Source organism: Edaphobacter sp. 4G125 (genome assembly GCF_014274685.1).
Lineage (GTDB): Bacteria > Acidobacteriota > Terriglobia > Terriglobales > Acidobacteriaceae > Edaphobacter.
This window is the reverse complement of the sequence record NZ_CP060393.1, coordinates 1,551,123-1,571,685: the sequence shown is the minus strand read 5'-3', so window position 1 is coordinate 1,571,685 and position 20,563 is coordinate 1,551,123. Positions and strand designations below refer to the sequence as shown.

The following is a 20,563-nucleotide window of genomic DNA, read 5'->3' as shown; positions in this document are numbered from 1 at the left end:
TTGCCCACGATTCCTTTCCTCGCTACGCACGAATGGCTCTGCCCCATGCATCGGACCAAACCGTTGTTGACGAGTGCAGTGCCTCTAGAGACAGACGTAATCGTGCGACATATGTTTCGGTCTGTGCGCCAGGAATAACCCAAATTCTCGTGTCGGCAACAGTGGGCGAGCAGCTTCCAAAACATTCTTGGATGGACACATGTCGCTCCTTTTCAGGAGCTCCCTTTGGGGATGAGTTCCTCGTCAGTAGTTTTTTCGCTCTTTTGTGCTGCTCCAAACGGCATACGAATCCGCAATACCCTCTCCCGGGCACGCTCATCTTCCAGGTTCTTCGTCCTGGCGCGCAACAGATCATTGAGCGCCACCATACCGACGATCTTTCCGTTTCCTTCTGGATCGAGAACCGGAAAGCGCGTAAAGCCCGAATCGGCCATTCGATTCACCACGACCTTGAGAGGCTCATCCGCAAAAGCGACCTGAGGCTTTTGGGTTGCGATCTCAGAAAGCTTGATCGTTGAGGCCCGAGCGGTCATCTTCTGATAAAGCTGGACCAGCTGATTTCGAGTCACCACTCCAGCCAGCTCATCACCCGGCCCGAGTACGGGAAAAAGATGTTGTCCCTTGGGATTGTCGGTCGAATGAATCAGGCTATAAGCATCTTCCAGCGTCTGATCGTAAGGCAGAACGACAACATTCGTCCTCATCACCTCTCGCACAAACAGAATCTCCAGAGGATCAAGAGCATACTCACAGCTCAGGTGATAGCCGTGACGCGAGATCTTCTCCGTCAGGATCGATCGTTTCAGAGTGAGCACCGTGAATAAATGAGCAATAAAGCAAGACACCAGTAACGGCAGAAGCATATTGAAATCGTGGGTCAACTCCAGGGTGAACACGATGCCCGTAAGCGGAGAGCGCATCGTACCGCCCAGAATCGCGCCCAGGCCGATGAGAGGCCAGAACCCCAGACCGAGGTGCGGAAGAAAGATGCTTTCGACACCACCAAGGGCAGCTCCCATCATCAATAGCGGAGCCAACACGCCGCCCGAGGTTCCCGAGCCAAGCGAGATCACCCAGATCACCGACTTCACCAGCAGGACCCCGGCAAAAATCTTGATCGGAACATTCCCTTGCAGAAGTTCCCGGATCACGTCATACCCAACCCCGAGCGCCTGCGGAAAGATCAACCCTCCCAACCCTACGAACACGCCACCAATCGCCGGCCACCACATCCAGTGAATCGGCAGCTTTCGGAACAGGTCTTCGGCGGCGTAGACCCCCAACGTCAACAGGGCCGAGAGCCCACCAGCAGCAAGGCCTGCAATGACGCATCCCAAAATGCCATAAAGTCCGATGAAGGCCGCGTGTGTGGGAACTGGAAACATCGGCCCCAGTCCCAGAAAATAGCTCCTGGCCACGTAGGCAGTTGCGCTCGCCAGTGCAACTGGAACCGCGCTGCGTGGCTTCCATTCAAACAACAGTAGTTCCACGCCTATCAGCACCGAAGCCAGCGGAGCCGCAAAAGTCGCTGACATACCGGCGCATGCGCCCGCCACCAGCAAGGTGCGACGCTCCACGCTCGTAAAGTGGAAAAATTGGCTGATCATTGAGCCGAAGGCGCCACCCGTCATAATGATCGGCCCCTCGGCTCCAAACGGGCCGCCCGTCCCGATTGCTATCGCAGCAGACAATGGCTTCAAAATCGCCAGTCGCGGTTGAACGCGGCTTCCGTTCATCAGGATCGACTCGATCGCCTCCGGAATCCCGTGGCCTCGGATACGCTCGGAACCATAGCGCGCCATCAGACCCACAATGATCGATCCGACAACCGGCACTAGGACGGCATAAACGCCCAGTTGATTTCCCGCAGGAGAAGCAAAGGAGGTATCCAATCGATGGTAATAAGCAAGATTCGTAAAAAATCCGATCAGCTTGAACAGTACCCAGGCCACAAACGTGCTTATCACACCAACTACGATCGCAATCAGCGAGATCGGGATCACCCTCACAGTGGTGGTGAAATCTCCAAGCCCCTGAAGGGAGGGCTTGCGATGCGGATAGGCCGCATAAGGACTCATGAGCATCTCCTGGAATTCCTGCAAAAATGAACCACGGGCAAAAGCGGAGAAGAAAGTACGAACGCCCCAGCGCAAGCCTTTAACTGCCAAAAGAAGCTAGGGTTCTGAGTCTGAAATGATTGCCATAAATGTGTCATCCTGAGCGGCCCCTGAGCGAGCGTAGCGAGTCGAAGGGGAAGCCGAAGGATCTGCGGTTTGCTCGATAGGCACAATACTGAATCGTCGCAAAAAGGTATAGCGAGCTTAAGATTCACCGCACGGATACGGATTGATAGGAAAGGGGTTTGTTTCTTTAAACGGTCGGCTTTCGCGCGGAACCGCAACAAGCTACAGTGAGAGCTCCAGAGATCAGACAGCCGCCAGAAGGCAGCTCCTGACACTTCCGGTTCGAGTGCTTCCGCGCGATCCTTGAGCTCGCCAGAAACCATCTTAAGCAGACCTGCTACCTAGCAGCCTAACACCACTCCCGGGGACTCCATCTTCGGTACGGATGACGCAAGTCGATACGAGACCAAAGTGGGCCATTCGCGCATCAGTGCGAACTATTCCCACGCACCCCACTGAAGTGTCATTTCGACCGGAGACCACAGGCCGGAGTGGAGAAATACCCGAATTTGTTTTGTTTCTCTCCAAGGTCTCAGTCAAGTCGGGTGTCCCATACATGCCTCAGGCATGTGTGGGGACATTCGAGCGCAGCTCGAACCCTCACCCCCAAGAACAGTCGAAATAGACCGAAATCAGATCTCCTCTTCCACGTCGTCCTGAGCGAAGCATCGCGTAGCGGCCTCCCCTAAAATCCCTGTCAAGCCCAAAATCCGTCTAACCCATACAAACCAAGCCACATCTACGATGCAGAACAGCACCCTTCATCCTGATATTCTTAAATCAGCACAGAAAAGCCCCGGAGACTCTTCCGGGGCTTTCTGTATATGAAGTACCAACTTAAGTTATATGAATAGAATACTTTGCACCAAAATGGCCGGGGGGGGAAGATCTCTAGAACACAAACCTCACGCTGGTAGCAAGAGCATGGTTATAGGTGTGGAAGCCGGTCGTCGCAATTTGAAACCCGGCCCCGACCGTAACCCCTAACCGGCTGTTGTCTATCGATCGGATCGGCAATTTACCAACCATGATTCCAGGCGACAGGAACGTCTGCGTCTTCCCGTCACGACTGCCGCCAATGTGGCTGGTAGTGTTGATCTCCAGTTGAGGAGAAAAATAGCGCCCCACCTTGTACTGCACAACCGAGTTCCAGTGGATCGCCCTTCCAGTAGTCGAGGTCTGTGAGGTCGGTAGACTGCCACCAACCGAACTCATGAGGGCTAGCTTGCCAAACCCCTTCCCTCCAACCAGTGTCGGTGTAAACGAAGCAGCCGGAGCGCCGTTCTTGTAACTCCCTGTAGGGATGTGCCACGAAAGCTGCCCGCTTAGAATGTAGTTCCCTTGTTTCTCCGTCTTGGAGAGGAACCGGTACTTGCCCAGCAGGATCATGTCGCCGAACCCGTCCTGGCCACCATCGCCACGTATCATGTAGCCCGGCACAAAGATATCGACCTGCGTATTCTTCGCCGGAATCAGGTTGAATCCCTTGCCGCCGCCCATGTTCCAGTTGCTCTTACCTGCGGCGGTACGCTGGCGGATAAAGTCTGCTCGATAGACCTGCGCCACCATGGGAAAAGGAGAAAACATCGGCACGCTCCACTTCGGTTGAGCAGCCTGAGTCCTGGTCGCGCGCGCCTCCCACTGGGCGGCCAAATTTCGGATAAACCCGTCCTGACCGTAAGCAGTCAACGACAGGACCAGAAAAACAAACGGCAATAGAACTCTGCGCAAAAAAGCTCCTTCTATCCCGTTTATGTTGTGGAGGTATTCAGCTACTGGAATCCTTCTTCCAGCTTTATGATCCCTCGATTTTACTCAATCCGCCGAAAATCTAAACCGCTACACTATCTGTATGCTCGACGAAGCCACCTTCCGCCGCGAATCCGACCAAGCTCTCGATGCTCTGAAACAGTCCCTCATCCGGGCAGAAGAACAAAGCGAGGCAGACGAGATTCCCTTTGAAACCGAAGAAAAAAACGGCGTCCTCAACGTCGTCTTCGAGCACGACGACAGTAAATTCGTCTTTACCCCCAATACTCCGGTCCGCCAGATCTGGATCTCCGCCCTCACCACCAGTTTCAAACTGGAATGGTCGGACGAAGCCCGCGCCTTCGTTCTCCCCAAGACCGGCGAGAATCTCAAGACCCTTACCCAGAGACTCCTGCAGGAGCATCTGGGGGACACTTCGATCTCGCTCTCCTGATCAACTCCACGAAAGAGGGAGGAGATTTTTATGCTTCAGGGGATAGACAAGCGGAATGGATGTGGCACAATCCCACTATTGAACCTCGATCACGAAGCTCCGTCGCAATCCCCCTCCCGCACCTCCATTGATGGAGTTGCGGAACAGCCTCTGTCTGATCAAAATCAATCGGCGGAGCTCCCGATTCGCCAGACGCTTTCGATTGCTGTCATCACGCAGAACGAAGAAGCCAACCTGGCCCGCACTCTATCCAGCGTGCAGTTCGCCGATGAAATCATCGTCATCGACTCCGGTTCTACCGATCGCACCCTCGAGATCGCGCGAAACTTTGGCGCAAAGGTCTTTCTGGAACCCTGGAAAGGCTTCGCCATTCAGAAAAACTCGGCCATCGAAAAGTGCACCGGCACATGGATCCTTTCCCTCGACGCCGATGAGGAGTTGTCTCTCGAGCTTCAGCAGGAGATTCGAAAACTTCTGCGCGGTAAGCCCGCGGCCGATGCCTATATGATCCGTCGCCGCAATCTCTTCCTTAAGCGATGGATTCGCTACGGCGGCTACTATCCCGATCCCAAGCTGCGCCTCTTCCGTCGTCACACGGCCAACTTTGCACCGCCTGCCCGTTTCACCGAGCGGCCTGTGCACGAGACAATTGCCTTCGATGGAACGCTCGACACACTCCACCACGATCTCATCCACCACGCCTACCCCACAATTGAGAGCTACATCGAACACATGGATCGATACAGCACGCTCGGAGCCGAGATCATCGTCTCGAAAGGGAAAACCAGTCGCTCCTTGTGGAGTTTTCTCTATAACGTCGCCATTATTCCCCTCTTCACCTTCCTCTGGAACTTCATCTTCCGTTTCGGCTTTCTCGACGGCCGCGAAGGTTTTCTGCTGCACCTCTATCACTCCACATATACGAGCTGGAAGTACGCCAAAGCCTGGCAGACAACCTTGTCCGAAGACTGATTCGCCAAGCCATGCTACAAAGGACGGATGTTCTCGCGTCCTTTCCTTTGTCTTCTCCTGCTCACCGTTCCGCTCTCCGCACAAACCAGCAAGACCATCAACGCGGCTGCCGATCTCATCCAACCGAACGACCTCAAGGCCGACATCTACTTTCTTGCCTCGGATAATCTTGCTGGCCGTAACAGCGGCAGCCTGGAAGACCACATCGCGACCGACTACATCGCCTCCGAATTCCTGCGCCTCGGCCTCAAGCCCATGGGAGACAACGGGACCTTCTTCCAGAACATGGAGATCCTGACTGGCAGGCCGGATGCCGAACGTACCACGCTGACTACAACCATCGAAGGGAAAGAACATCGCTATTCACTCGGCCACGACTTTCAGCTCGCTCGCCAGAGTCTGCGCAATACAGAAGCATGCGGCCAACTCGCGTTCGCCGGTTATGGAATCAGCGCGCCGGAGTTCCACTACGACGATCTCGCAGGAATCGACCTCAAGGGAAAGATTGCTATGGTCTTCACTCGTGAGCCGCAAGCCAACGACCCCAATTCAAGGCTCATGGGGACCTGGGACAGTTACCACGCTTTCAATTGGCACAAAGTCGAAGAGCTGCGAAAGCGTGGGGCGGCCGGCATCCTCATCGTTCAGGATCGTATTCCTCGCGATGTAAAGCCGATTCCTCCGACATCACCACGTCCTACTGGAGAGCCGTCATACGCACTAGCAGGCGAGATGTGGGACATTCCTGTCTTCATCATCAAGCGGGAGATCGCCGATCAGCTTCTCGCACCTAACGGAAAAACTGCCGATAGTCTTCAAGCCGCAATCGATCGCTCCTTACAACCGAGCTCGTTTGATTTGCCAAAGAGTTCCGCTTGCGTCTCGAAGACTTACACAGGAATCGAAGCACATAAGGGTCGAAATGTTGTGGCTTTGCTCGAGGGATCTGACCCAAAACTGAAGGCCCAGACCATCATTCTGACTGCACACCACGATCACATGGGAACTTCCAACGGGCATATCTATCATGGCGCTGACGATAATGCCTCGGGCGTTTCCGGAATGCTCTCCGTAGCGCGAGCATTCACCAAAGGCAAAGTTCAACCGAAACGCAGTATTCTGTTCCTCGCCTATGATGCCGAAGAGCGAATTTTCCTGGGCTCTTACTATTACGTGACCCACCCTGTCGTTCCGCTGAACCAGACTGTCGCAACGCTGAACCTCGACATGATCGGCCGCAATGAAGACGATGCGAACTGGCCGACACCAGCGGATCGCAACGTCAACATGGTCAATGTTCTTGGAACGCGCTACAACCCTGCGCTACGCCGGATCATCGATCACGAAAATCAACAGGCAGGCCTGAAGCTCGATTACAAAATGGATACCGTCGATCCCGACTCGCTCTGGTCGCGCAGTGATCATTTCTGGTTCGCCACACTGCACATCCCCCAAGTCGAGTTCCAGACCGGCCTGCACCCGGACTACCACACCGAGAACGACACCTGGGATCGCATCAACTATCCCAAGCTGACGAAAATCGCGCGACTGGTCTATCTCTCTGTTGCCGATCTGGCCAGCTCCGACAAAACGATCCAATTTCTCCCTGCTGGGAGCGAGCCCGCAAAATAGCTGGACGAACGGAGTTCCGTTAAGCAGGTTCGAGAACGTATACTCGCGGCGCATGGCAAAACCGCCGATTCGCGTTCTCGTTGCAAAGCCGGGCCTCGACGGTCACGACCGTGGGGCCAAGGTGATCGCACGAGCCCTTCGTGATGCAGGAATGGAAGTCATCTACACGGGTCTACGACAAACACCGGAGAAAATCGTCTCTGCGGCCATCCAGGAAGACGTGGACTGTATCGGCCTCTCGATCCTCTCCGGCGCACACAACGCCATTGTCCCGCGCATTCGAGACCTACTTCACGCGCAACGCGCAGACGACATTCTTCTTGTGGTCGGTGGAACCATCCCGCAGGAAGACTTCCCTCTCCTGAAAGAAAGCGGCGTTGCAGCCATCTTTGGCCCCGGGACGCCGCTTGAGACAACAATTCAATTTATTCGCGAGAACGTAAAGCCGCGCGGCCTGCTTACCAGCTGATTGCTTCACCGAGATGGAAGTAACCCCCTGTGGGACCATCCGGACCAAGAGTCGCTAGTTCAACCTCTGTCTTCGCTCCGTCTGCGATCTCCATAGGAGCAGCATCCGTCCCCATATCGGTCTTCACCCACCCCGGATGCGCGGAGTTCACTTTAATCTTTGTTCCCTTGAGCTCATGCGCGAGGTGAACTGTGAACGCATTCAATGCAGTCTTCGAAGCATCGTAAGCCAGCGACTTCGCCTCATAGATCGGCGAGCCTTCGGTTGCGTGTAGGGTCAGCGAGCCAAGTATGCTGGACACATTGACGATACGACCCGCTTCGCTCTTTTTAAGGAGAGGAAGAAATGCTCTCGTTACAGAGATGGCTGAGAAAAAGTTCGTATCAAATGTCTTGCGCAGAATCTCCTCCGAAACTGTAGAGGAATTATTGCCGCCAATTCCTTCCAACATGATCCCGGCATTGTTGATCAGGATGTCCAGCTTACCGAACTCCTTCTCGACCTTCTCCACACCAGTCTTGATGTCGGCTGGATTGACAACATCGAATTGAATGGCTTGAGCATCGATGCCTTCTTTCTTGAGCTGCGAAGCCGCGGCTTCGCCCTTACCCAAATCGCGTGCTCCTACCAAAACCGTAATTCCCTGTTTTCCCAGCTGACGTGCCGTTTCGAAACCAATTCCCTTATTTGCGCCGGAAATCAGCGCTACCTTCTTTGTGCTCATCGCAAATCGCTCCTATCCATTCGATATCCATCGAATCGACTCAGGTTATCTGATGAGGACTTCGGCAAAACGTTTCGCATATTTCTCGGGAAGAGTGCGCTTCTGCATGTCCTTGCCAACCACGACATGCACCGTTTCGCCTTCGCAAAGGATTGCACGGTCAGCAGCTTTCACAATCCTGTAACCAAATTTAATCACTGGCCCTCGGGCAGCAAGCAAACGGGTTTCAACGATCAATTCGTCATCGTACCGGGCAGGTGACTTATAACGTGCCGAAACATCCACCACAGCAATCCCAAGACCGTCCTCCCGCTCCATCGACCGATAATCCATGCCCAGGGTACGGATAAAGTCCACGCGACCCACCTCAAACCAGACGAGATAGTTCGCGTGATAGACCACGCCCATCTGATCGGTTTCAGCGTAGCGAACCCGCAAGCGGGATTCACTGATCACAGGTTCTCTGCTGGTTCCTTCGCTCATCTATTCAGTCTATCGAAGGAATTCACTTACTTGCCCCAGACAGGCTTCCGTTTCTCAAGGAACGCCGTTACGCCTTCATAGAAATCCTGCATCGCGCGGGCCTCCGCATTGGCCGTCATGGCCTGAGCAAGCGCAGCATCCAGCCAGGCGCGGTTCTGCATAGCCATCAGGCGTTTGGTCGCAGCCATCGATTGTGGACTGTTCCCTTTGAGGCATCGCGCCAATGACATGACATGTTCAACCAGCTCTTCGGCATGCACAACATGATTCACTAGCCCCAGACGCTCAGCCTCTTCTGACGAAAAAAGCCTACCGCTCAGCAGAAGGTCCCGTGCACGCTTTTCTCCTACCTGCAATGTAAGAAATGCAGATACAAGCGCTGGCACAAACCCGATCTTCACTTCAGTGAACCCAAACTTCACACCCGACGCGGCCAGCGTGAAGTCGCAGATCATGGCCAGCCCTGTTCCTCCTGCAATCGCCGGCCCCTGCACCATCGCGATGGTCGGTTTAGGCAATTCATAGAGTGTGCGAAAGAGACGAGACACACGTTCGGCATCGGCAACATGCTCAGGCTGTGACTTCTTTGCAATGGTCTGGAGATGCACCATATCCAGACCGGCACAGAATGCTTCACCTGCGCCCGTCAATACGACCACTCGGCACTGACCGGAAGCAGCCTTCTCTAGTGCGGTAATCAGCTCATCCTGCATCTCCGGAGTCATCGCATTACGACGCTCTGGCCGGTTCAGCATGATTGTCTTGATACCATCCGCCTCTGTTACCAGAATCGTCTTGTAGCTCATCGTTCCCTCGCTGCCCACCGCATCCTACCGCAATACGACAACTCACTGCACTTTAGTGCCATACTTCCGTGCAATCTCCGCGCTTGCTGTCTGAATACTTTCTAACGGAGTAAGAGGTGGAAGCTCCGCTCCCAGTTCTCGCAACTCTTCCAATACCATCTCAGTCGCGAGATTTCCCACCAGGACATCCTGTGCGAACGGGCATCCTCCCAACCCGCCGATCGCGGCATCGAAACGGCGACATCCTGCCTGGTAGGCCGCACGCACCCGCTCTCTCGCACCTTCGTACCGCGCATGCAGATGCACACCGACCTCAATTCCATCATGCACTGCGAGAACATCGCTCACCACATCAGCAACCAGCTTCGGAGTTGCAAGACCAACCGTATCGGCAAGCGACACCTGCGTCACTCCCGAATCAATCAGCAGATCGCAGGCATCCACCACCTCGTCGATCGACCACGGATCGCCATAAGGATTTCCAAAAGCCATCGAGATGTATGCCACCACATTGAGCCCGGACTTGTACGCTAATGTGCCGATCTGTTCGAGGGCCTCCAAGGACTCCTCAGGCGTCTGGTTCTGATTGCGCTTCAAAAACTCCGGTGAGATGGAATAGGGAAACCCCAGCGTCTGCACAGCCTCGGTCTTGATGGCGCGCTCCGCACCTTTCGCATTAACGACAATCCCGATGATCTCGGTATCATCCGGAGCGTCGAGGTACTCTAGCACCTTCTCGGAATCCGTCATCTGCGGCACTGCTGCCGCAGAGACAAAACTAACGGCGTCGATGTGCTTGAATCCTGCTGCAATTAACAGACGAAGATAGTCCGCCTTTACCTCCGCAGGAATATGCAAGGGCAGTCCTTGCCATGCGTCGCGCGGACATTCAATGATCTTTACTACATTGGTCGCCACTTTTTACCCCTACAACTTACATTCTTCGTCATTCTGAGCGTAGCGAAGAATCCCTGTATTTGTCTCTCATAGAACTTACGTCTGCAACACCCCAGGATTAAACCTCGCCACCTCCGGATTCAGCGCACAAGCCTCCAGTGCCGTCATCAGCGCCTCACGAGTCTTCGCCGGATCGATGATCGCATCCACCCACATCCGTGCCGCGCCATACCGAGGATCAGCCTGTGAGTCATACGTCGCTTTGATCTCCTCAAAGATCGCCTTCTTCTCATCTTCCGAAAGATGTTTCCCGCCGCGCTCCATCTGCTTCACTCGAACTTCGACCAGCGTATTCGCTGCCGAGGCTCCGCTCATCACTGCGTAACGCGCCGTTGGCCAGGCGAAGATAAAACGTGGGTCGTAGGCCTTGCCACACATCGCATAATGCCCTGCGCCAAAGCTGCCACCGACGATCACCGTAATCTTCGGAACCACGCTCGTGCTCACCGCCGAAACCATCTTTGCACCAGCGCGAATAATCCCGCTCCACTCCGCATCTTTGCCCACCATGAAGCCATTTACGTCATGCAGAAAGATCAGTGGAATCAGACTCTGGTTGCAGTCCATGATGAACCGCGCCGCCTTCTGCGCGCTCTCGGTATAGATCACACCACCGAACTCCGTGCGCTTCGTGCCTGCCTGCGGGCCCATCGCTACAGTCTGCTGCTGATGCACCTTCTGGTTGGCGACAATGCCCACTGCGCGGCCCCCAATCCGTGCATAACCGCACAGCACAGTACGCCCAAAGTCCGCTTTGTACTCATCGAACTCAGAGCGATCGACAATTCGCGCAATCACGTCGCGCATGTCGTAGACATTTGTCGCAGCTTTTGCCGGATCGGGATCGATCAGGCCATACAGATCCTCTGCCGTGTACTTCGGTGCATCCTTCGCAGCCGTATACGGCACAGTGCTGAACGGAGCTTCGGGATGCTCTCCAATCTTTTCGACCAACGATCGTAAACGCGCAATGCACAGATGATCGTTTGGTTCCTTGAAGTCGACCGTGCCCGAAATCTCTGCGTGCATCGACGCTCCGCCCAGTTCCTCCGGATCAGTCTTCTGACCGATGGCCGCCTGCACCAGTGATGGCCCGGCAAGAAACAGGCCCGAGCCCTCCGTCATCAGGACCGTGTCGGTCATCACCGGAAGATAGGCTCCGCCCGCGACGCACATCCCCATAATCGCCGTAATCTGGGGAACCCCAAGCGCACTCATCACGGCGTTGTTGCGAAAGACCCGACCGAAGTCGTCCTGATCAGGAAACACGTCCTCCTGTAACGGCAGAAACACTCCGGCAGAGTCCACCAGATACAGCGTCGGGATGCGGTTCTCCAGTGCGATCGTCTGCGCCCGCAGAACCTTCTTTGCCGTCATGGGAAAAAACGCCCCTGCCTTCACGGTTGCATCGTTAGCCACAATCATGCACAGCCGTCCGCTCACGCGGCCCAGCCCGGTAACGACTCCCGCACCTGGAGCGCCGCCGAACTCCTCGTACATCCCATGCGCCGCCCACAAACCCAGCTCCAGAAATTCGGTTCCCTCATCTAACAGAAGCGCCAGACGCTCTCGCACCGTCAGCCGCCCTTTCGCTCGCTGCGCTTCTGCTGCCTTCGTTCCACCGCCCTGACGGATCGCCGCCTCTTGTTCCCGAAAGCCACCTAACAGCGCCAGCATCGCAGTTCTGTTCGCGGCAAACCGCGCCGATTTTACATCCAGCTTCGACTCAAGTGTGTTTTCCAGCTTTCCTTGCTCTGCCATTCCACCATCCACAGAAGACCTGCCAGCATAGCATGTTCAAGTTACCCTATTCCTGGAGGGAACCCATGAAGCTCCGCGTCACAGCGCCTCGCTTGATCCTTCTCCTCGGTGCTCTGTTTGTAGCGCCGCAATTCGTCGTTGCGCAAAGCAGCCACGCTGAAATAGACAAATCCATCACGGACAACATCGGCGATGCCGCAAAATTCCAGACGTTCTTTGCCAGCCTGAAACAAGCCGTCGAAAAGCACGATGCCGCTGCTGTAGCGGCGATGGTCAGCTATCCCATCACGGTCAACCCACGCACTAAGGCCGCAATGACCATCCGCACCCCGCAGAGCTTCATCACGCAATACGACAAAATCATGACCCCGCACATCGCCGAGGTGATCACAAAGCAAAAGTACGAAGACCTCTTCGTCAACTACCAGGGAGCCATGCTCGGTTCCGGCGAGGTCTGGATCACAGGAATCTGCAAAGACAAGACCTGCAAGCAATCAGAGATCAAGATTAGGACCATCCAGAACACAGCCGGCAAGGGTAAATAGCTATGTCTATCACTCCCCAGCCTACCGACGCTCTTCTCGTCATCGATCTGCAGAACGACTTCTGCCCTGCAGTTGATGGAATTGGAGGCGCACTCGCAGTTAAAGACGGCAATCAGATCGTCCCCATCGTCAACCGGCTCAGCCAGCGATTCGAACACGTTATCCTCACCCAGGACTGGCACCCACGCGGACATATCTCCTTTGCCTCATCACATCCTGGCGCAATGCCCTTCACCACCATCGAGGTCGCCTACGGAACCCAAACCCTGTGGCCCGATCACTGTGTTCAGGGAACTCCTGGAGCAGACCTACATCCCGGCCTCGACATCCCCCATGCGGAGCTGATCCTGCGCAAAGGCTTCCGCCGCGAGATCGATAGCTACTCCGCCTTTCTCGAAGACGATCACAAGACTCCCACCGGCCTCGCCAGCTACCTACGCGAAAGAGGGCTGAAGCGCATTTTTCTCTGCGGACTGGCCTACGACTTCTGCGTTCGCTTTTCTGCAATCGATGGAACCGCTGCGGGGTTTGAGTGCATTGTGATTGAGGATGCGACAAGAGCAGTTGGAATATCAGGCTCGGTCGAAGAAACCCAAGCCGCTTTCGCCAACAAAAATGTCCAGCTGATCCAGGCCAACGTGTTGACTAGCTAACCTGCCGGCCTGTTCCTGCCAGCCCCAACTCCTCTGCCCTTTCCTGCATCGCTTTCAAACAATTCCCAATGTGCTCTTCTAGCGGAATCTCCAGCAGTTCCGCTCCAGTCGTAATGTCCTCGCGTTTCACCGCCCGCGCAAACGCCTTGTCTTTCATCTTCTTTTTCACTCCGGCAACTTCCACGTCGCGGACCGACTTGGTCGGCTTCACCAACGCACACGCCGTCAGAAAGCCTGCCAGCTCATCGCAAGCAAAGAGTGCCTTGTCCAGATGCGACTCCAGCGGCGTACCTGAGTAATCCGCATGGGCCAGGATGGCGTGCAGCACTGGCTCTGGCCAGCCCAGTTCACGCAGATGGTTCACACCGACAAATGGGTGCTCTTCGAGCGACGGATGACGTTCATAGTCCATATCGTGCAGCAGTCCCGCGCAAGCATACTGCTCCACAAAAGCCTCAGCCTCCGCTCCGTTAAGCCCCAGCCTCTCGGCCTCTCGCTGGCCATAGGCTTCCGTACAGATCGATACCGCCATGCCGTGCTTACGAAGCGATTCGCTTTTCGTCCATTCTTCCAGCAACGCCTGCGCATCGTCCCGTCGAAAGTTCTTCATGCTCATCTCCTCTGGCCCTTTATTCTCTCGTCTCTCGCCCGACAAGTTACTACTTTGGTTCTCTTCTGGTTTTTCCCGACATTCTACTAAGAAACTTCCGTTTTCCTCTTGACTCCAAAGGAACCCGGTGTCAATCTAGGCACATCGCATCGTTCGTTATCGGACGTGCGCCGCGGTTCCTTGCTCTGGGCCCGCCCGCGTCAAGACAATTTATGGCAACTATGATGGCCCCCGTCGAGCAGCGTGAAGTTCTGCGTTGCGACCACTGCAGCCTGGTGCAGTTCCGTACAGCCAACTCCCTGTGCCGCCGCTGCCACAAGTCGCTCGAGGTTGAAGAACCCGAGGTGGCTCCGACCCCACTATCCATCGTTCCCCCCGCAAGCCAGTCATCCGATGGGTTGCAGGTCGCTGCTGCGGTTCGAGAGCTGCGTCAGGTTCGGAACCTCTCGCAGCGTCAACTGGCGACGCGCATGAACGTGCCCCGCACCTACATCTCGAAGATCGAGAACGGCAAGGCCATGCCTACGCTCTCCTCGCTCGACCGTCTCGCCAGGGCATTGCAGGTTGATATCTCTACCCTGCTGCGTGACTCCAGCACCCGCCATCGTGACGAAACCGCCGTTCTTATGACGGATCCGTTTCTGGCTGAGATCGCTGCGTACACCTCGCAGTTGGACGCACTTCAGCGTTCCATCTTCCTGAATCACGTACGCGAACTGGCAGCAGGACGCCGTCGCACGGCCTGACAGACGCTGGCCGTCTGCCCTCCATCATCTCCGCGCCGCGCCAATCCCCTGACAGGGTGAGGCGCGGCATTCCTCCTTAAAACGACTTTGGAGAATCTGATTTCATGGAGACTTTCTTTCACAAAGATGATCCAATCTCCCTTCTCACGGATCTGAAGAGCACAATAGATCTATGTCCGATGAACAGCGTTTCCTCGTCAATGCACTCGAACTTGCATACGCCAACGTCGAAAACAATGGCAGACCCTTTGGCGCAGTTGTCGTAAAAGACAGAGAAGTCCTGGCTACCGGAGTCAATGAAATTCTCAGAACGAATGACCCAACCTCACATGCAGAACTAAACGCCATTCGTGCTGCCAGCCAGAAACTCCATTCCGCCAATCTTGCTGGCTGCACAGTCTATGCGAGTGGCCAGCCATGCCCGATGTGCATGGCTGCAATGCGGCTAGCTGGCATCAGCGAGGTTGTTTATGCCTATTCCAATGACGACGGGACGCCGTTCGGACTGTCAACCGCAAAGATCTATGAAGAAATGGCAAAACCCTTTTCCGAACAATCAATGAAGATTAACCATGTTCCGGTCCGTTTGAGCTCGCGTATAGGCCTGTATGAGAAGTGGCAACGGAAACAAACACCCAACGTGTAAGATCCTCAAGCAAAACGATCCGCAGAACCTGTTTATCGCATCGTTTACCTGAACTTTTGCTCTCTTTACCCACAACGGCCTTCATTGCGCCGCCTACTCTAGTGTGCTAGCGTCATGGGTTGTGAGGTAGTTTTTGCCGTCGAATCATCCCAGCCGCGTACACGAGCTCTCTGCCGAGGAACAGAGTGTCTACCGGCAACTCGATCCCGCCCGTCTTCCCCAGCACATTGCCATCATCATGGATGGGAACGGGCGTTGGGCAGGTAAGCGTGCCCTGAAGCGTTTCCTCGGCCATCAACAGGGAGCGGAAAGCGTTCAATACGTCGTCGAAACCGCCTCTCGCATCAACCTTCCCTTCCTTACGCTCTACGCCTTTTCCCTGGAAAACAATCTCCGCAGGCCAAAATCCGAGGTCAGCTTCCTGATGAAGCTGCTCAAGAACTACCTGATCGGCAACGTCAAGCGGATGAACGACAATAACGTTCGCATGGCATATATCGGCCGAACCTATGATCTTCCCCAGGAAGTTCAGGACACGATGCAGTGGGCCATGGAGGCCACCGCAAAGAACACCGGGACGACCCTGACCCTTGCACTCAACTATGGCGCCCGCTCCGAGATCGTCGATGCCGTTCGTCGCATCCTCGCAGACCTCACCACCGAGGCCCACACTCGCGGCTGCTCAGTCGAAGATCTGCTTGGCGCAGGAGCTTTGGATTCACTCGACGAATCTACAATCTCCCGCGCACTCTACACCGCGCACATGCCCGATCCTGATCTGATCGTTCGCACTTCAGGTGAGCAGCGCATCTCCAACTTCCTGCTCTGGCAGATTGCTTACTCCGAGATCTACATCACCGATCGGCTCTGGCCCGATTTCCGTGGAGTCCATCTGCTCGAAGCCATCGCCGACTATCAGCGCCGCGATCGCCGCTTCGGCGGATTGAACGAAAACTCTGACGAGAAGATCGACACGCTGCAACCCGTCTCCGAACTCGAAACCGAGATTGCCACCGAGCTATCGCCGCGTGAACTTACACGCCGCTAGTCTTCCGGCATTTTGCCTCTTACCCGAACCACAATTGCCTGATCTGTCCGTAAGGACAACGATTGCCTGCCAAATTCTCGACGGCCTGCGCGAGAACATTCCCAGCTCGACGGCTTGCCTGCGTGGATCGCTCGCAAACGGCACCTCGGATGCATATAGCGATATCGATGTGCTCTGGGAGGTCGACGACGCCCAATTTCCGTCTGCCGTACGCAATATCCATGATTGCCTGTCGAAGATACACGTTATTCAATCGCTCCGTATCGACCCGGAATTTCGCAACTCTCCCAGACACCGCCTCATCTTTTTGAGGTTCGAAGATCTTCCACCATTCTGGCGTGTCGATTTGGAAATATTTGCACGTTCGGCGCTCCGCAATCCTGACTGCGACCCCAGGGCCTCTGATCTACCATCTGACTGGTCTCTGACCGAGAGTGCACTTGCCAACGCGGTGGCTGCCATCAAGGCATGCAAACGTGGCAAACCGAAACAAGCCCAGAAGCTGCTGGAAGGAGCCTTCGTAAGGCTTAATCTGCAATTGACAGCAGTCGGCGCACAGGAAGCAATCATGCAACTACTGAACCACGCAAAGAAGACCGATTCCAGATGCACTACGCTTGCCTCTGAAATCGAGCGACTCATTTCACTTTAGGAGTTCATTCAGCGAAGAAGCTGTCTCAATGGGAGATTGCTTCAGTTGCTGGATAAACTCCGCCAATGCCGGACGAATATTGTCGAACATAGGATCGCTTCGACGAGTTAGCGTAACCTCGCTGAAGAGCTTCAGGCCCACTCCCAGCGAAGCAGCTGTTCCCGAATCGAACGGAAACTCGTTCTGCAATTGATTCACGATAGCCAAAATGTCATCATGGTTCGCCGTGTAGAAGCTGAGGCTCTGCCCGTGGACAGGTTCGCCCCTGGCATCGCTCAGCTTCTCCACCGTTACACGGTATCGGTAGGAGTTCATCTAAATCCTCTCGATCTGTTTGGCAGCAGCATCGATGATGTCCGTAACGGTATGGACCTGTTCCGTCGTCAGGGACCCCATCTTCATCCGCAATGCCATACGCAGGTTCTCGATGGCACGTTCGATCTGTTGCGGACGCTGGCGCGCATACTCACTGCGGCTTTGCTCCATTCGAGTAAAGATCGCATCGACAATCGCCTTGTTCTCGGCAAGAGCCTTCGCTCCGTCCTCGGTGATCGAATACAGCTTCCGCGTACCCTCTTCGGCTACGCTCGCATATCCCATCTCCTCAAGCATCGTCAGCATGGGATAGACGATTCCCGGGCTGGGAGCATAGACGCCGCCCAATCGCTCCTGGATCGACTTGATGATCTCGTAACCGTAGCTCGGCTTCTCCGAAATCAATTGCAAAATCACGTAGCGCAGGTCCTGTCCGCCGAACATGCGGCCGCCCCAGGGACCAGCCCCAAACCCTCGCCCCCGTCCATGACGACCGCGGCCAAATTCACCAAATCCAGCGGCAAAGCGTTCCTGTCCGCAGCGCATCCGCTCAAAGTACTGTTGCTGGGCCTCACGGGGATCACATCCTCCACGAAAGCCTTTGAAATGTTTATGAAACATAATGAATACCTCCATTTGAAAAGAATGTATCAAGATATATCTTTATATGTCAACAGTCGTCTGAAATAAAACAAACCTTGCATATACACTTGACCTTGGTCTTCCATGAAGCGAATCCTCACCGCAATCGTCCTGATCCTGGCTGTCTTCGCTCTGATCTTCTTTGGGCAGCTTTGGATGATCACACTCGGAGCTGCGCTGGTTGCCGAACTGGCAGCCTACGAATATCTCAAGCTCGCAGCCGTTGGAGCCGAAGCTCACAACGCGCACCTGAGGATTCCCGTCTGGTGGATGGTCATCGCAACCGCCCTGGCCTTTGTCGTCACTCTGCCAAACTTTCCGGTGGAGGTGCAGCTCCCCGTTCTTAGCGCTCTGACTCTGATCCTCTTTGTCTGGAACGGCTTCCGCGCCCCATTGATTCAGGTTTTGCCGGATACCGCCCAAGGCTTGTTTGGCCTCATCTGGATTGCCTATCCCCTTACGATCGTCCCCATGCTCTGGAAGCAGGAGGACGGTCCCGCACTCGTTCTCTTCCTGATGGTCTGCGTCTGGTCTGGCGACATCGCAGCACTCTATGTTGGAAAAGCCTTCGGCAAGCATAAGCTGGCGCCTCGACTCAGCCCGGGCAAAACCTGGGAAGGTTCCATCGCCTCCATTCTTGGCAGCATGGCAGCTGCTGGACTCGTCATCTGGATTGGCGACACGCTGACCGCCCGTGGCAATCTGATTCTGCACATCACCGAACCCATCTGGCAAACTCTGACTCTTGCCGCCATTATCAATATCGCCGCACAGCTCGGTGATCTACTCGAATCCGCCGTCAAACGCGGAGCCGGGGTCAAAGATTCAGGAACCATGCTCCCGGGCCACGGCGGCATTCTCGACCGCATCGATGCTCTTCTGGTCGCCGCTCCCGTCCTTTGGTTCGCTCTCCTGCTCAAGGACGACTTCGGCCTGGGTAGGTTTTAACTCGCACAAGGGACCTTCCCCTAAAAATGCTTTGCCATAAAATATGAAGTGTCATCCTGAGCGTAGCGGAGTCGAAGGATCTATGGTTGTTTTTCGTGTCAAGCAAAAATTCATCTAAATCACTGAAAACAAGCCATATCGATTTGCAGTTCTTCTGTCTTCCATTCGCTATACTTAAATCAAAGGGCTCGACTTAAATCAAAGGGCTCGGACAAACGGCTCTTCGCATATCCATCAAGTCCGAACCTAAACTACATAGATTGAATACTTTGCATCAAAAACCAGGGGGGGGGCCCCTCACCGTAACCGCAGCAAAGCGTCAACTGGAAGCCTCTGAGACAATAACCATCGTGAAAAAACTCGCCATACTCGGTTCGACCGGCTCTATCGGAACTTCCACACTTTCCATCTGCGAGTCCTTTCCCGATCGCTACCGGCCCATCGCTCTGGCCGCCGGTCAGAATCTCGATGCAGCCTTTGAGCAGTGCACGAAGTGGCGCCCCCAAGTGATTTCGATCGCCACGGAGGAACTCGCGGCAAAGCTCCGGCAGCGCCTCAAAGAGGCTGGAATCTCCAGCATCGAGGTCGTGTACGGCACCGCCGGAACTGTTCGCGTTGCTACCCTACCCGAGGTCGACTTTGTCGTTTCCGCCATCGTTGGCGTTGCTGGACTCGAGGCCACCTACGCCGCCGTAAAAGCCGGGAAGACCATCGGCCTCGCCAATAAAGAGTGCCTGGTCGCCGCCGGGGAACTCATCATGGCCGCTGCCAAAGAGCATAACGTCGCTCTGCTCCCCATCGACTCCGAACATAACGCGGTGCATCAATGCATGCGTGGTGGTGAAACCCGCGAGGTGCGCCGGATCTGGCTCACGGCTTCAGGGGGTCCCTTCCGCAACACGCCTGCTCCAGCCTTCGAGCACATCACTCCCGCCCAGGCCCTCAAGCATCCCACCTGGGTCATGGGTCAGCGAATCACTATCGACTCAGCCACTCTGATGAACAAAGGGTTTGAGGTCATCGAGGCCTGCCGCCTCTTCTCACTTCCTCCGGCCCAGGTTCGCGTCTCCGTCCACCCTCAGTCCACGGTCCACTCCATGGTGGAGTTTATCGATGGCAGCATCCTCGCGCAGATCTCAGTCACCGATATGCGTCTCCCCATCCTCTATGCGCTCGCTTATCCCGAACGTGTCGACGCGACCCCGGCTTCCGGCCTTCAGTTCGACCTCACCACATTGAGTCAACTGGACTTCTCCGCTCCGGACCTTGAGCGGTTTCCCTGCCTGCGTCTCGCCTACGAAGCCGCCGCAACCGGTGGAGAGGCATGTATTGCGTTGAATGCCGCCGATGAAATCGCTGTAGCCGCCTTCCTTGAAGGTCACATCTCTTTCCTCGGCATCCCACGTACAATAGAGAAGGTGTTGCAACAAACCTCAGGTCGGCATCCTTCGTCTATCCGGGAGGTGCTCGAAGCCGATCTTGCGGCACGAGCGTGTGCCCGTGATGTAATCTCCCAACAGTTCTCCGGCGTCCTGCGGTAGCCGCATCGATTCTCCGAACGAGGTCTT

At 55.3% G+C, this 20,563-nt stretch carries 22 protein-coding genes; 12 read left to right on the top strand and 10 right to left on the bottom strand.

Features of this window, described 5'->3' with window-relative positions; genetic code table 11:
* Positions 1-212: 212 nt before the first annotated feature.
* On the bottom strand, positions 213-2,078 hold the full coding sequence (locus H7846_RS06475) for a chloride channel protein (RefSeq protein WP_186695670.1): 1,866 nt from the start codon (positions 2,076-2,078) through the stop codon (positions 213-215).
* A gap of 996 nt (positions 2,079-3,074) precedes the next feature.
* Positions 3,075-3,914 carry a hypothetical protein gene (locus H7846_RS06470; RefSeq protein ID WP_186695669.1) on the bottom strand — a complete coding sequence of 280 codons (840 nt, stop codon included), beginning with the start codon at positions 3,912-3,914 and terminating at the stop codon, positions 3,075-3,077.
* Positions 3,915-4,035: 121 nt separating this feature from the next.
* Between H7846_RS06470 and cyaY the strand changes: the two genes are divergently transcribed.
* The 4 genes from cyaY to H7846_RS06450 are packed head-to-tail and all read left to right on the top strand — an operon-like array spanning position 4,036 to position 7,459.
* A complete protein-coding gene (gene cyaY, locus H7846_RS06465; RefSeq protein WP_186695668.1) occupies positions 4,036-4,386 on the top strand; it encodes an iron donor protein CyaY in 351 nt (116 codons plus the stop codon).
* A 30-nt stretch (positions 4,387-4,416) separates the two neighbouring features.
* A complete protein-coding gene (locus H7846_RS06460) occupies positions 4,417-5,358 on the top strand; it encodes a glycosyltransferase family 2 protein (RefSeq protein ID WP_186695667.1) in 942 nt (313 codons plus the stop codon).
* A gap of 27 nt (positions 5,359-5,385) precedes the next feature.
* Complete coding sequence (locus tag H7846_RS06455; protein ID WP_186695666.1) at positions 5,386-6,990, top strand: M28 family peptidase; 1,605 nt, start codon at positions 5,386-5,388, stop codon at positions 6,988-6,990.
* A 52-nt stretch (positions 6,991-7,042) separates the two neighbouring features.
* On the top strand, positions 7,043-7,459 hold the full coding sequence (locus tag H7846_RS06450; RefSeq protein WP_186695665.1) for a cobalamin B12-binding domain-containing protein: 417 nt from the start codon (positions 7,043-7,045) through the stop codon (positions 7,457-7,459).
* Here H7846_RS06450 and H7846_RS06445 read toward each other — a convergent pair.
* From H7846_RS06445 to H7846_RS06425, 5 genes are all read right to left on the bottom strand, one after another.
* Positions 7,449-8,183: an SDR family oxidoreductase gene (locus H7846_RS06445; RefSeq protein WP_186695664.1), complete on the bottom strand. Its 735-nt coding sequence runs from the start codon at positions 8,181-8,183 to the stop codon at positions 7,449-7,451. The genes H7846_RS06450 and H7846_RS06445 overlap by 11 nt on opposite strands.
* A 45-nt stretch (positions 8,184-8,228) precedes the next feature.
* A complete protein-coding gene (locus H7846_RS06440; RefSeq protein ID WP_186695663.1) occupies positions 8,229-8,666 on the bottom strand; it encodes an acyl-CoA thioesterase in 438 nt (145 codons plus the stop codon).
* 26 nt (positions 8,667-8,692) lie between these two features.
* The gene (locus H7846_RS06435; protein ID WP_186695662.1) at positions 8,693-9,472 is read right to left on the bottom strand and encodes an enoyl-CoA hydratase/isomerase family protein; all 780 of its coding nucleotides are present in this window, start codon (positions 9,470-9,472) and stop codon (positions 8,693-8,695) included.
* 42 nt (positions 9,473-9,514) lie between these two features.
* Complete coding sequence (locus H7846_RS06430; RefSeq protein WP_186695661.1) at positions 9,515-10,390, bottom strand: hydroxymethylglutaryl-CoA lyase; 876 nt, start codon at positions 10,388-10,390, stop codon at positions 9,515-9,517.
* Positions 10,391-10,465: 75 nt separating this feature from the next.
* On the bottom strand, positions 10,466-12,190 hold the full coding sequence (locus H7846_RS06425) for an acyl-CoA carboxylase subunit beta (protein WP_186695660.1): 1,725 nt from the start codon (positions 12,188-12,190) through the stop codon (positions 10,466-10,468).
* A 65-nt stretch (positions 12,191-12,255) separates the two neighbouring features.
* Here H7846_RS06425 and H7846_RS06420 point away from each other — a divergent pair, with 65 nt between their 5' ends.
* Both H7846_RS06420 and pncA read left to right on the top strand, forming a co-directional pair.
* Positions 12,256-12,735 (top strand): hypothetical protein, encoded by a 480-nt coding sequence (locus H7846_RS06420; protein WP_186695659.1) that lies wholly within the window; start codon positions 12,256-12,258, stop codon positions 12,733-12,735.
* A gap of 2 nt (positions 12,736-12,737) precedes the next feature.
* Positions 12,738-13,388: a bifunctional nicotinamidase/pyrazinamidase gene (gene pncA, locus H7846_RS06415; protein ID WP_186695658.1), complete on the top strand. Its 651-nt coding sequence runs from the start codon at positions 12,738-12,740 to the stop codon at positions 13,386-13,388.
* Here the strand turns inward: pncA and H7846_RS06410 are convergent.
* Complete coding sequence (locus tag H7846_RS06410; RefSeq protein ID WP_186695657.1) at positions 13,381-13,998, bottom strand: HD domain-containing protein; 618 nt, start codon at positions 13,996-13,998, stop codon at positions 13,381-13,383. The two genes, pncA and H7846_RS06410, sit on opposite strands and share 8 nt — an antisense overlap.
* 212 nt (positions 13,999-14,210) lie before the next feature.
* Here H7846_RS06410 and H7846_RS06405 point away from each other — a divergent pair, with 212 nt between their 5' ends.
* From H7846_RS06405 to H7846_RS06390, 4 genes are all read left to right on the top strand, one after another.
* Positions 14,211-14,744, top strand: coding sequence for a helix-turn-helix domain-containing protein (locus H7846_RS06405; RefSeq protein WP_186695656.1), 534 nt, complete (start codon positions 14,211-14,213; stop codon positions 14,742-14,744).
* A gap of 172 nt (positions 14,745-14,916) precedes the next feature.
* Positions 14,917-15,390 carry a nucleoside deaminase gene (locus H7846_RS06400; RefSeq protein WP_186695655.1) on the top strand — a complete coding sequence of 158 codons (474 nt, stop codon included), beginning with the start codon at positions 14,917-14,919 and terminating at the stop codon, positions 15,388-15,390.
* Positions 15,391-15,523: 133 nt separating this feature from the next.
* Positions 15,524-16,438: an isoprenyl transferase gene (locus tag H7846_RS06395; protein ID WP_186695654.1), complete on the top strand. Its 915-nt coding sequence runs from the start codon at positions 15,524-15,526 to the stop codon at positions 16,436-16,438.
* 34 nt (positions 16,439-16,472) lie between these two features.
* Positions 16,473-17,090: a nucleotidyltransferase domain-containing protein gene (locus tag H7846_RS06390; protein WP_186695653.1), complete on the top strand. Its 618-nt coding sequence runs from the start codon at positions 16,473-16,475 to the stop codon at positions 17,088-17,090.
* On the opposite strand, the gene H7846_RS06385 is transcribed toward H7846_RS06390, so the two are convergent.
* Positions 17,082-17,405 carry a DUF3861 domain-containing protein gene (locus H7846_RS06385; protein WP_186695652.1) on the bottom strand — a complete coding sequence of 108 codons (324 nt, stop codon included), beginning with the start codon at positions 17,403-17,405 and terminating at the stop codon, positions 17,082-17,084. The genes H7846_RS06390 and H7846_RS06385 overlap by 9 nt on opposite strands.
* Entirely contained in the window at positions 17,406-18,026 is a 621-nt protein-coding gene (locus H7846_RS06380; RefSeq protein WP_222597551.1) for a PadR family transcriptional regulator, read from the bottom strand.
* Between the two features lie 105 nt (positions 18,027-18,131).
* Between H7846_RS06380 and H7846_RS06375 the strand changes: the two genes are divergently transcribed.
* On the top strand, positions 18,132-18,995 hold the full coding sequence (locus tag H7846_RS06375; protein WP_186695650.1) for a phosphatidate cytidylyltransferase: 864 nt from the start codon (positions 18,132-18,134) through the stop codon (positions 18,993-18,995).
* 350 nt (positions 18,996-19,345) lie between these two features.
* Positions 19,346-20,536, top strand: coding sequence for a 1-deoxy-D-xylulose-5-phosphate reductoisomerase (locus H7846_RS06370; RefSeq protein ID WP_186695649.1), 1,191 nt, complete (start codon positions 19,346-19,348; stop codon positions 20,534-20,536).
* Positions 20,537-20,563: the final 27 nt, after the last annotated feature.